General features: G+C 61.6%; 11 protein-coding genes and 1 pseudogene. 4 read left to right on the top strand and 8 right to left on the bottom strand.

Going from position 1 to position 11,078, the window contains the following annotated elements; translation table 11 throughout:
- Positions 1–228: 228 nt before the first annotated feature.
- Positions 229–1,503 carry a PucR family transcriptional regulator gene (locus ACFP9U_RS20180; protein ID WP_378624211.1) on the bottom strand — a complete coding sequence of 425 codons (1,275 nt, stop codon included), beginning with the start codon at positions 1,501–1,503 and terminating at the stop codon, positions 229–231.
- Between the two features lie 139 nt (positions 1,504–1,642).
- Here ACFP9U_RS20180 and ACFP9U_RS20175 point away from each other — a divergent pair, with 139 nt between their 5' ends.
- Positions 1,643–1,963, top strand: a complete 321-nt coding sequence (locus tag ACFP9U_RS20175; RefSeq protein ID WP_378624210.1) for a YciI family protein — start codon at positions 1,643–1,645, stop codon at positions 1,961–1,963.
- Between the two features lie 266 nt (positions 1,964–2,229).
- Here the strand turns inward: ACFP9U_RS20175 and ACFP9U_RS20170 are convergent, their stop codons facing one another.
- Together ACFP9U_RS20170 and ACFP9U_RS20165 are read right to left on the bottom strand one after the other, a co-directional pair.
- A complete protein-coding gene (locus ACFP9U_RS20170; RefSeq protein ID WP_378624208.1) occupies positions 2,230–2,499 on the bottom strand; it encodes a DUF6220 domain-containing protein in 270 nt (89 codons plus the stop codon).
- Between the two features lie 151 nt (positions 2,500–2,650).
- On the bottom strand, positions 2,651–3,226 hold the full coding sequence (locus ACFP9U_RS20165) for an NAD(P)H-dependent oxidoreductase (RefSeq protein ID WP_378624206.1): 576 nt from the start codon (positions 3,224–3,226) through the stop codon (positions 2,651–2,653).
- Positions 3,227–3,317: 91 nt separating this feature from the next.
- Between ACFP9U_RS20165 and ACFP9U_RS20160 the strand changes: the two genes are divergently transcribed.
- Positions 3,318–4,211, top strand: coding sequence for a LysR family transcriptional regulator (locus ACFP9U_RS20160; protein ID WP_378624205.1), 894 nt, complete (start codon positions 3,318–3,320; stop codon positions 4,209–4,211).
- Positions 4,212–4,649: 438 nt separating this feature from the next.
- Here the strand turns inward: ACFP9U_RS20160 and ACFP9U_RS20155 are convergent, their stop codons facing one another.
- Genes ACFP9U_RS20155 through ACFP9U_RS20145 form a run of 3 tightly spaced genes read right to left on the bottom strand, consistent with a single transcriptional unit; the run spans position 4,650 to position 7,747 of the window.
- Complete coding sequence (locus ACFP9U_RS20155) at positions 4,650–5,924, bottom strand: arylsulfotransferase family protein (protein ID WP_378624204.1); 1,275 nt, start codon at positions 5,922–5,924, stop codon at positions 4,650–4,652.
- A gap of 3 nt (positions 5,925–5,927) precedes the next feature.
- Entirely contained in the window at positions 5,928–7,421 is a 1,494-nt protein-coding gene (locus ACFP9U_RS20150; protein WP_378624203.1) for a sulfotransferase, read from the bottom strand.
- The gene (locus tag ACFP9U_RS20145) at positions 7,421–7,747 is read right to left on the bottom strand and encodes a hypothetical protein (protein WP_378624201.1); all 327 of its coding nucleotides are present in this window, start codon (positions 7,745–7,747) and stop codon (positions 7,421–7,423) included. Before ACFP9U_RS20145 ends, ACFP9U_RS20150 begins: the two co-directional genes overlap by 1 nt.
- 506 nt (positions 7,748–8,253) lie before the next feature.
- Between ACFP9U_RS20145 and ACFP9U_RS20140 the strand changes: the two are divergent.
- Positions 8,254–8,532 (top strand): annotated as a pseudogene (locus ACFP9U_RS20140) (dihydroxyacetone kinase subunit DhaK); the annotation flags it as partial.
- Between the two features lie 832 nt (positions 8,533–9,364).
- On the opposite strand, the gene ACFP9U_RS20135 reads toward ACFP9U_RS20140, so the two are convergent.
- On the bottom strand, positions 9,365–9,745 hold the full coding sequence (locus ACFP9U_RS20135; protein ID WP_378624199.1) for a BA14K family protein: 381 nt from the start codon (positions 9,743–9,745) through the stop codon (positions 9,365–9,367).
- Between the two features lie 336 nt (positions 9,746–10,081).
- On the opposite strand from ACFP9U_RS20135, the gene ACFP9U_RS20130 reads away from it, so the two are divergent.
- Complete coding sequence (locus ACFP9U_RS20130) at positions 10,082–10,771, top strand: hypothetical protein (protein WP_378624197.1); 690 nt, start codon at positions 10,082–10,084, stop codon at positions 10,769–10,771.
- Here the strand turns inward: ACFP9U_RS20130 and ACFP9U_RS20125 are convergent.
- On the bottom strand, positions 10,768–11,078 hold a 311-nt coding region (locus tag ACFP9U_RS20125), incomplete at its 5' end, for a transposase (RefSeq protein ID WP_378624195.1). The genes ACFP9U_RS20130 and ACFP9U_RS20125 overlap by 4 nt on opposite strands.

Below are 11,078 nucleotides of genomic sequence, written 5' to 3'. Positions count from 1 at the left end.
CAATTTCCGGCTAATTCCTGTCGAATATTCTGAACGGGGGATTGCTGGCATGCTCCCCGGAACATGGTGAACTTATCCCTGAGGCAGATGTCCGATTGGTCCGCGTAGCCGTCCGGCTGCTACTCGACGAAAAGGGGCCGTTTTCTGCCTGTCCAGTTCTGGCCGAAAGACTGAGTAGGCCGCCGTTCGGCAGACGCTGGAGCGGATGTCACCAGCTCTGGTGTCAAATCAAGTGTGCCAACAATCGGCGGCCAGCAATAGCTCGACCAGGTCGTGGTAACGTTGGCCGTCGAGGCCGCTGAGTTCTTTAATGCGGCCGATGCGCGAATAGACTGTGTTCGGATGTACGCCGAGCCGGCGTCCGGCTTCTTGCACGTTCAGATCGGCATCGGCGAGCGCCCGCAATGTGCGGACAAGCGAGCCTTTGGCCTTCGCATCCGCATTGACGAACGATGAGGTCCACGGCGGAGCTACGGACCGGACATATTCACCTCCACGATGCAGCATCAGACTCCTTAAATCGAGTTCGGCGAATTGCACGACCCGATTGATGACGCTCGCAAAGTCGAGCGCGATCGTCGCCTCCTGCAACGCCCTGGGGAGGAAAGACGTAGACGGTTTGTCGGTGCTCATGCCGATAAGAACCGCCGGCCCAAGGCTGAGCAAGAGCGGATGTAGGCGTGTGGCGAGATTTGCTTGCGGGGCGGTCCAGCCCGATTGGCGCCGGACATCCGAGAACACAGCCGTGACCATGCTGTTGCGGATGCCGACCAACATCCGGATAGGCGTGGTTGCGATCGCGGCGGATATCGCATTCGCAATGCGCTGTGCCCGCTCCGGAAGCTCCATCTCGCTCGGATTGATCGATTGCGCCACGACGACGCAATAGGAATGGCGCTGCTCCAGATAGCCCGCTCGTTTGAGCAACCGTGCTGATCTCGCGTCCGATTCGTCATACCCGCTCAGAAGCATGTTCAGAAGCTGGGTGCGGCGGTCGCCCTCAGCTTCGGCGAGAATGCGCGTTTGCGCAACATACTCCGCAGCCATGATCGTGCTGATCGTGTTGGTATATTCGATCGCAAAGTCGGCCACTGCGGAAATCGCGTCTTCGATCCTGGCGGGCCGTGCCGCAACGACCGCATCTCGCAACCAGCAGGACAGGATCCGGTGGCCGCAGCGATAGGAGTGCAGGATTGCTTCGAGGGGAAAGTACTGCTCGGCCCTGCGTTGCGCATGGGCCCTTACAAACTGAAAATCGCCGATGTCGCCGCCACCGAACAACCTGCGAATTTCGTGAATGTGCTCGCCGGCATGCGCCGCAAGGGTCGGAAGAATCTCCGGATTACCCGAGGCTGAGAATGCCGGAACTTCTGCAAGCACGGCGTCGCGAAGGGTAGCCGCAACCTTTGCCATGCTGGTATCGAGCGACGCTCCGGCATTGCGAGCGAGGCCGTTCTTGGCGAGCCGTGACTGCACCTCCTGCAAAGCCCGTTGATCGTCCATGTCTGGCCGCCAGAATTGTTAAGTCTTCACAACGATCGAGCCAGAGATAGCAGTATTGACGCCATTGGCAAGGCAATTGCCTGGTGATAGTCACCAATCTTGAGGCCTCAAGATCGAACGGAAATGAAGGAGTGAGACAATGGCAAAGTACTTGTTTGTGTATCATGCACACGGCGCCAAGCCGCCCACGGATCCCGCTGAGCAGAAGAATGCGATGGACGCTTGGGGCGCCTGGTTCGGCTCGATGGGAGCGGCCGTCATCGACGGCGGCAACCCGGTCGGGAAGTCGAGCACGGTCAAGTCCGACGGTTCGCTGGCCGAGGGCGGCGGCGCGAATCCCGTTGCCGGCTACAGCCTCATCGAGGCCTCGAGCCTCGAGGACGCGCACAAGAAGGCGAAGGGCTGCCCAATGCTGGCGCATGGCGGCACGATCGAGATCGCTCAGACATTGGACATGTGACCTGCAGCCCGGGAAACCTCAAACGAAGGGGTGCAAGCAGCGCCCCTTTTCTCTTTTCGGGTAAATGGGTTGTGGTTAGCGGGGCGCTTCCTGACCTAACAAACTGCCGCGGGGAACGTCCTTTTGGAGCGGCCGCGGCACGGCCGGGCGCATTGCTGCTCGGCGGCCCAGGGGCCGTTTGTTGCCTGTCCGGTTCTGGCCGAAGAAACTGAATAAGCCGCCGTTCGGCTGACGACCCCCAGGCCGGGATCACTCACTCTCCTGGTCTAGTCGGTATTCAATACCACAGGCTGCGCGCGGCGGCGCTCGACCTTGGCCAGCAGCACCAGGCTTGCCGTTAAAAGCAGTGCCCCGTTGAACGGATGGAATGAGAGCGGCAATGGCTCCGAGCCCGCCGCCAGCACCACCTGGACCAGATAGAGCAGGAAAACGAGCCCAGCCCACCAGCCAAAACCCCGCAGGCGGGAAACCAACAGGGCACCGCCAACAAGGGTGAGAGCCGGAATCGCAAAAAGGACGCCGATTGCCGCATGCACTCCCCAAAGCTCACCGTCCTGGAAAAGGGCGGTGCCGGCGCTCAGGAACTGGGCAAGAAGTCCAATAGGCAGCAGCCTTGCCGACCAGGTGAACCAGCCGGGGTGCCGCGTTCGAGGTCAACGAAAGTGTCGTGCATCTTGTTCGCCATGGTCAGGCCACCTTTGCTTCGCGTGTGGGGGTTGACGCGATCCAGGCCGCCAGCCGGTCGGCATAGCCCTCTGCCGCGGCCTTGAGCGCCTCGGGCGGCAGTTTGTCGGCTTCATAGATGACGAAGGGTGGCGACCATTCGAGGCCGCAGCGATTGGCAGTGGCCCGAAGTGGCGCAAACAATGCCTCGATCTCGAACATGTTGCGCCCGCCGGCCCGATAGGCTTCCGGCACATTGCCGGCGGTCGCCGCCACCATCAGTTCGGTCCCTTCCAGCACGCGGCCTTCCGTTTCATAGTTGATATAGAACATGCGCGTGAGTACGGCGTCCTGCCACGCTTTCAGCAAGGGTAGCGTCGAATACCACTGCACGGGGAACTGGAGCACGATTCGCCCGGCGGCGAGCAGGCGCGCCGCCTCGCTTTCACCGTCGCGGAACATGTCGATGCCACCGTGATAGGCAGACTGCATATCGACGACTTCGATATCTGGCAGCCTTGCCGCCGCCGCGGCCAGCGCGGCATTGGCGTTCGACCGTGAGAGGTCGGGATGGAACAGGAGGATGAGGGTCTTGGTCATGATCGCCTCTCTCTGGGTTGTAATGGAGAGACGATGCCGCCGATTGCAAAATTACTCCAATCGATTTTCAATCTAATCTATTATCCGCAGTATGAATTTAAGATCGCTCGACCTCAACCTCCTCGTCGTGCTCGACGCGCTTCTGGACGAGGCCCATGTCAGCCGCGCAGCCGACCGGGTCGGCCTGTCCCAGCCGGCAGCATCGGCCGCGCTGCAACGCTGTCGCCACGTCTTTCGCGACGAGCTTCTCGAACGCGGTCGCGGAACTATGCGCCTGACCCCGAAGGCCGAGGCGCTGCGTGCGCCGCTGAAATCGCTGTTGGCGGGTGTCGTGGATCTGGTCGATCCGCCGAAAGTGCCGCTCAGCGAGATACGCCAAACCCTTCGGGTCACCATGGCGGACTATCCGGCGCTGCTCGTCATCGCGCCCATGCAGCAGGAACTTCAGCATTCCGCGCCCGGCGTAGACCTTGTAATCCAGCCATGGCACGGCGCTGATGCCGCCCGTCTTCGATTGATGGAAGGAACGGCTGACCTGGCCATTTCCGTTTTCCCGCCAGCGGAGGACAAACTTCACCGGGAGGAACTGCTCGTTGAGCACTATGTGGTCGCCATGCGTGAGGGTCATCCCGCAGCCAGCAACTTCAATCTCGACACCTGGCTGCGCTATCCGCACATCCTCGTCTCTGGCCGGGGCGATACGCGAACCCCGCTCGACGCGGAGCTCGCCGGCCGCGGGCTCGCCCGGCGCGTCGGTCTCGTCGTGCCCAATTTCCAGATTGTCCCGTCGCTCCTTCAGGGCTCCGATATGATCGCCATGCTGCCTTCACGCGTTGTGGCTGCCGAAGGCGAACTTATCTCTTTCCCGCCGCCGATCCCGATCTCCGGCTTCCCCCTCCATCTCGCCTGGCACCACCGCCGGGCCACGGACACAGCGCTCCGACACGTTGCCGGAATAGTCGCATCGCTGCTGCGGGAGAGATGACAGCACTCTCCTTCAGTCGCGTGCGTCAGCGATACCATATTATTAGTATCACGGACGGCTAAGCAGGCGGGCAGCTTTGAGGAGCTCGCCAAAGTTGCGTGAAGGACCGAGATAGGGCGCGAAACAGGCGTTCGCGAGGCGTGGCGGGAACGCCTGGGCCGGGCTCAATCACGGCTTTCCAGCAGAAGCATCTAAGGGCAGCATAGGCTCGGCCCCTGCCCTTCGCCACCACCATGCCGTAATCATGCTGTCAAAGCTAAAGCCGGGGAGTCAAGCTGGATCGCCCCCGACCGGCTCTGCAACCCTGACCAGCGCCGCCCGGCCGGGGCTCGCGTCGAAGCCGGCCGAGACGGCAAGTGTCGCATTTCTAATTGGCTGAACGCGTCGCAGTTCTATTTGGCTTTGACAACACTCAGCAGCAGCCGACACGTCTGATGTTCAGCTTGGGGCGCAGTTCGGCACCCCGATTTCGAAGAAGTCGGCAGGAACGTGCCGCGCCTCGGTGATGATCAGGTTCTGCTTGGCGTCCCAGACCATGTGGCGCTCCCAGACCATCTCACCCTCGGGCGTGACCTCGAGGACGCGCCCTCCTTCCGCCTCCGTCAAAAGGATGTTGCCGTCGGCCAGGACCTGGTGTTTCCCCCGGCGCCAGCTGTAGAACGGCACCGCCTCGGAGCCCGCGAAGACCGTTTCCACCGCGCCTTCGCCCGGACGGACCCTGAGGATCCTGCTTGCCCCCTCGCCCGTGCCGTTGTCGTAGATCGTGATCGTGCCGTCGGGCTGGAAATCGGGATCGTGCTGCTTGAACCAGGGCCCGTGCCGCCACCATTTCATGCGCCCGGTATCGGGGTCCGTCACGGCGACGAGATTAAGCTCCCTCAGGCTGATGAGCACGTCGCCGGCCTCGAACATCGGGAAAGCGTCCGCCATCTCGGCACGCAGGGGCTCGGCATCGTTGGGATGGAACGGGTCGGCTAGGTAGCGAACCTCCTCTTCCGCATTCTCGGGTGTTCTGGTGCGGATATTGAAAGTGGCCTGCTGCGCCCTGCCGCCGGCCGCGATCATGTCCTCGATAGCGAGCGTCCGCACGGCCTTTCCCGAGCGCTCGTCGAGCCAGACCACGGTCTCGTCCTGCCAAGTGAGGATCCTCCCCTCGCCGTCGCGCGCGATGGAGTGATGGAACGCGCCGTTGCGTGTCCACATCGGCTCTCCGCAAGCATCGACCCGCGTGATGGCGTTGCCTGCGTCAAACGTAACGGCGAGCGAGCCGTCCTCGAACACCTCCATCCCATGCAGCATCACGTTTTGAGGCTTTTTCTCGGTATCGAGCAGTTCATAACGTATCGGCCAGCGACGAACCTCCCGACCCGTGCCGTCGAAAAGCCTGACGACGTGGAACGATTCGTCCTGTTTCTCGCTCAGTCCGGCGATAAGGATATAGCCTTCCGACGAAGCCCCCGCCGGCGCGCCCGAAAGACCGCGATCCGGGCCGGTATTGCCGCCGCCCGGCGCCACCAGATGCCGCGTGGGCACGAGCGCGAGGTCATTCTCCCAGTTTGTGGAAAGGTCGAGAAGGGTCCGGTATGCCAGATCGACCTGCGGTGCTGGAAACCACCCCCGGCCGGCGGAAAAAATGCCGTAGATCACGGCGAGAACCCCGAAAGACAGGGCAAAAAACGCAGGCCCGATACGGTCGGAAACAGACGTTCTCACCGATCAAACCACCTTTTTTTCTCGCGCTGTCGCGCGCAACGCTCGCGCAAGGAGCGCCCGATGCAGCGCGGTAGCTCGCCGCAGGAGAAGGGGCGAAGCTCCCGGCACCTCGGGTGCCGGTTTCGGCACGCGGAATATTTCGGATGCCGCCAGGAAAGCCGTCCGGTCGCCCACGCCAAGCACCTCGGCAAAAAGCGGCAAGTGGTCGGTGGGCCGGGCGCTGAGCGCGTCATGGTCGACAAAGACGGCCCCACGCGGGGCCGTGCGCAGGACATGGTCGTAGGCGGCAATCCAATAGCGAAGCCAATAGTCGGCGTGCTCCGCCCCACCAGCGTCTTCTGGCGCGCCTGGAAAGGCTATCGGCCGCAGCGCCGTCCCGAATTCGAAATGCCCGATTCCCTCCATATACTGGCGCGCAAAGCGATCGCGGGCATGCAATTCGCAGAATCGGCGATGCTGACGCATCAGCGAAGCAACCTGCGCGGCAGGATTGCGAATGGGAATAACCACCTGCGCATCGGGAAACGCTGCTGCGAGCAGCGGCAGGCGCGCAATGTTTGCGTTGTCCTTGGAGACGTAGCGGAACGCGCCGGATTTGCCGGCCACGATCTTTCGCATATGCCGGGCAAGGAACGTTTCGAAATCTGGCTTCCGGTCAGCCGCCGTCCAGAGCCCGATCCGCGCCTTTCCGTAGTGCCCTGGCCAGAACGCCATCCAGATCATTTCTTCGAAGGCCTCAGGGCTGTCAAAATCCACGGCGATCCCGTCCCCATGCGCGCGTTCGGCCTTCGCTCCGGACTTGCGGAAAACCCGCGAGAACTGCCCCCAGAGCAGCGGCGCCATGGTGAAAGGCATGTTGCGGTAGGTGGCGGAGGCGAACTCGCCCTGGCCGGCAAGAAGCTCGAGAAGGATTGTCGTGCCCGCGCGCGGCAGGGATGTCACGAAAACCGGCCGTTCGGCCTGGACGGCGTCAATCGTGCGCCGCCACACCTTGTCCTCGATCGAGGAGAGCGCGAGCTGCCGCTCCGGGGAAGCAAATGCGAAATTGTGAAGTGCCTTGTCGAGCGCCGAGTAAGGCACCTCGTCGGCCGCGGAGGCGGCCTCGGCGGACTGCCCTCGCCCGCCAACCCTGGCCAAAACGAGCCAGAGGCCGACGGCGCCCACGGAAGACCAGAGAATAAACGGCCAGCTCGTCGCAATCCCCATTGCCCGCTCGATGCTGAACAAGCCAAAGAGGTCTCCACCGATGACGAAGGCGGCTGCGGACACGCATGCTGCCGCGCCGATACCCAGGAGGATGACGAAGCTCCTGAGCAGTGAGAGGGCCGCGCGCTGGACGTGCCTTTCCTTGACCTCGTCGGTCAGATCCGGGTCGGCGATCACGCCCACCGCCTCCTGTGCGACGCCGATGGCGTCGAGAGCGTGGCGCTGCACCTTCAATCCCCTGAGCACGGCGACGAAGGCGAACAGCCCGGCGATGAGCGCCGCAAGGGCCATTACTTCGAGCCGTCCTTCGTCTCAGCGGGTCTTTTCTTTCCAAAAGCGCGCTTCAGCGGGTACCAGACAAAGCCGACGACGGCCAAAACGAGCGCGGCGATGACCGCGACCATGGTTCCGATCGCGGTGAGGCCGGCCCCCGGGCCGACATAGGCAAAAGCCGGATCGGCGATCACGACAGAGACGAAAGCGATCAGAGCCCGGCCGACCATGGCGCTACGACAAGCCTGCAATGACATGGTGCTATCTCTCGTTCCTGGCTGAAACCCGGGTTTGCGGGCTCGCAGCGCCGGATGAGGATCGGCGCGCGTCGGCACCGGTTTCATCAGCCCCGCAGCCTTTCCATGTATTCTTGCTGGACCATTCCGAACGCGGCAGCGGAGGATCGGTTTCCCGTCACTGAAGATTGGCGCCCCGACAGAAGGTGCCTTCGTCTGCTGTGTATATGCGTGATCAACCGGATCACCTGCGACCGCAGGACGAACAGCCAACAGAATTTCCATTTGGTTATGATCAGTTATCACGTACCGATCCTCTGTCGATGATTTGGATCTACGCATCTAAAGCTAGTCTGCATTCGAAGGCGAGAATATGATTCTCGTTCTCATCTTTGATGAGCCCCAGAAAGAAATTGTGACTGGCGGTTGAACTGGCTGGCCAGCTTGGTAGAGACGGCAGGAAACGGTACGAGCGGAGCTCGGCAATCTTGACCGCGGCCGGCCCCGGCCGAAATCGTTGCAGTGCCGCCTCCACCTGCTCGCGCAGATGAGCAGCGGCACGCCAGACCTCCGGCCGGCGGGCCTGCCATCGAATTTGGCCGTCCCGAGGTAGGCCTCCCGGTGCCCTGCTCATCGTCAAGATCTATACCGGCGACCGGTTGAATTTTGGCCTCGCTGCCGAAATGGCGCGCTCGGAAGGCATCCCAGCCAAGATCGCGGTCGTCGCGGATGACGTGGCGCTGGGAGACACCGTTTCACCCAACTGGCGGCGCGGCATTGCTGGCGCTGTGCTCGTCCACGAGATTGCAGGTGCTGCAGCCGCCGGGGGTTCCGATCTTGCGATGGTCGCACGTCTAGCGCGTGCCGCCGCCCCCGATTCGACCCAGGTGGGAGGGATGCCTGGGCCGGTCTTGCAGGGAGGGATTTGCAACTGCCGTTGCCGGATACAAATCGTCGGCCCACCGATTTGTTCCCCATCAAGTCAGCGTTAACCAGATCTGCGCCGCCATCAAACCGGCGGTGATCAACTCCGCTGCGAAGGTTTGAAGGCGCCACCTCGGGATCAGCGATATTAGCCCCGTCGCCTCATAAGGGCGGCGGCGTTTCTCTGGACGAGAGGGCGCACAGTCTCCCGTGCTTCTTGTCTCGGTTCAGTTGGACTTGGCCTGTTCGATCGCGTCCGTAACCAGCATATCGCGATTGTCGGCGCACGCTTCTGTGACGGCCGACGCGGTAATTTCACCGCCTGCATCAGCAGCCGTGCCGACCATTGTATCTTCGGTCGCTTCCGCGCCCACATCTCCGGAGGTTGCGCCCAGCTCGCTGTTTTCAGAGGAGTTCTCTACGCTGCCTGTGGCCTCCGTGTCGATATCGGCCGCAGCGCCACCCTGGATGGAGGCGAGGGTTTCCGATTACGCGGTTGCATCAAGCTCTGTGAAATCGGCACAGGTCATCGTTTCATCCTGCGCAAGGGCGGGCATGGCCAAGGCGCCGCAGAATATCGTCGTTGCGAGAAGCTTCTTCATCGTCACGTTCTCCTTCAACTCTAGATACCGGGCACCATCGATGCCCGCCCATCGAACAAGACGAGACGTTTTGTTGCGAGCAGTACCATCACCGGTTTTCACCGCCTGATATTGATCGATGACTTGGGTATCCGACCTTCGCGAATAACGCGCTGTGCCTTCCGCTGAAAGACGGGAGGGCTTTGCTGTTCACCGGGCGCTATCGATACGGCGAATCGCAGTACCGACGCGGGCCGTTATAGGGCTGGAAGGTATCGGTCCGCACGTCGTATGAACGATAGCGGCTCAGGCACCATTCTACATGCCGGTCTGAGCGATAAGCAGGGGACGAACGTGCCTGATTGGCAAGTAAGCCGCCAATGATGGCGCCAGCCGCGAGGCCACCGATTACGGCACCCACATTATCATCATCTCGATCACGGTAATGGCGGTGACGATGGCGAGGATGCCAGTCCCGATCGCCGCGCTCATAGCGCATCCAACGCTCATGCCCGCTTTCGTCCTTCCAGGGATCGGCCGTGGCGGCCACAGGCATGCCGGCCGTCAAGATTGCAATCGCTACGCAACAGAGCGTCTTCATGTCACGATTCCTCGTTGCTTTCGCCAAGAAATGTATCGAACGCTATTCGGTTCCGAAGAACGGCCGGCGGGGTTTGGGCAGCTAGCGCACGTGCGTCAGCGGGAGGCCAGGAAGCGGAAACCGGAGCCGTACAGGATGAGAAGGGAGACGCGATCCGATCCTCCGCCTTGGAGAGCAATTCGGGAGTAACGCCCCGATTAGGATCGCCGGACAACTCGCCTGACGAGTCGCATTGATATCAAATTTGAAGAGGCCCGGGATATCCTTTCGGTTTCGCCTCAAATTCTTCTTCATCAGGGCGTTAAGTGCTGATTGTGAAGCTTTGGAGACGTTTCTGTGACGGACGTGGCCCCGACGACGCGACAATGGCTGCCGCCACTCCTAAAGCCATTTTCCTGGACACTTCGGAACCAGGCGTGGGCAGCGCTTTTCGTGATCCTTTCGCTAAATGCCGTCCTCCTCGGAGGAATTCTGGTTCTTGAGTTCCGGTACGACATAGACCACTGGAACCTGGTCCGGGATACCAATGCAGTCGCTGGTCAGCCTGCATATTACGGCTCCTATTCAAATCTGGGTGTCCTGATTTGGGCGGCCGCCTCGGCAATAACGCTGTTTTCCTGGTGGCTCCTGACCCATAGGGGCATCAGAGACACGCGTTGGCGCGTGCTCCTCCTCGGCGGTTTGTTCACAGCGATTGCATGCATTGACGACCTCTTCATGTTGCATGAGCATGCTCATCTTGTCGGCGTACCAGAAACGATCGTGCTGGCTGGGTATGCCGCCTTCCTGATCGCGTTTGTGATCAGCACGTTGCCCATTCTGCACACAACGCAGTGGCTCCTGCTCGGCGTTGCTTTGGCCTGCTTGGCTCTCTCGACATTGTCCGATCTGTTGGAATTCCGAGGCAGTGTTTTGCTTGAGGAGGCCTTCAAGTTGAGCGGCATCAGCATGCTCGCGGCATATTTGGTGACGCTGTCGTTCTCGGCGATTGCTGCAGTAGGCGGAAAGCCGAAGACCATCGCTTAACAACAAGAGGCAGATGTGGCGCTCACTGGCAAGCAGCGCCACGCCCTGAAGTAGTTGGCGCATTCGGCCGGCGTGAAGAGGTCGAGGACAGGACCGACAGCGCCCCACAAAGTGGTGATGGTCCTCTCCGCCTTGGCGCGCATGAGGGCCTTGAGCTTGGCGAATGCATTTTCGATGGGATTGAAGTCGGGACTGTAGGGCGGCAGGTAGAGCAGGCTCGCGCCTGCCGTCTCGATCGCGCCGCGAACGCCGGCGGCCTTGTGGGCGGGCAGGTTGTCCATCACGCAGGCGCGCCATCTTCGTCGAC

The organism is Nitratireductor sp. GCM10026969, assembly GCF_042660605.1.
Lineage (GTDB): Bacteria > Pseudomonadota > Alphaproteobacteria > Rhizobiales > Rhizobiaceae > Chelativorans.
Note: the sequence above shows the minus strand (reverse complement) of the source record. Positions and strands in the feature narration are given on the sequence as shown.

Bases quoted from the DNA above. Each gene is read 5' to 3' on its own strand.
- ACFP9U_RS20180 (WP_378624211.1), bottom strand. From the start codon at position 1,503: ATGGACGATCAACGGGCTTTGCAGGAGGTGCAGTCACGGCTCGCCAAG.
- ACFP9U_RS20145 (WP_378624201.1), bottom strand. From the start codon at position 7,747: ATGAAACCGGTGCCGACGCGCGCCGATCCTCATCCGGCGCTGCGAGCC.
- ACFP9U_RS20150 (WP_378624203.1), bottom strand. From the start codon at position 7,421: ATGGCCCTTGCGGCGCTCATCGCCGGGCTGTTCGCCTTCGTCGCCGTG.
- ACFP9U_RS20135 (WP_378624199.1), bottom strand. From the start codon at position 9,745: ATGAAGACGCTCTGTTGCGTAGCGATTGCAATCTTGACGGCCGGCATG.
- ACFP9U_RS20165 (WP_378624206.1), bottom strand. From the start codon at position 3,226: ATGACCAAGACCCTCATCCTCCTGTTCCATCCCGACCTCTCACGGTCG.
- ACFP9U_RS20175 (WP_378624210.1), top strand. From the start codon at position 1,643: ATGGCAAAGTACTTGTTTGTGTATCATGCACACGGCGCCAAGCCGCCC.
- ACFP9U_RS20160 (WP_378624205.1), top strand. From the start codon at position 3,318: ATGAATTTAAGATCGCTCGACCTCAACCTCCTCGTCGTGCTCGACGCG.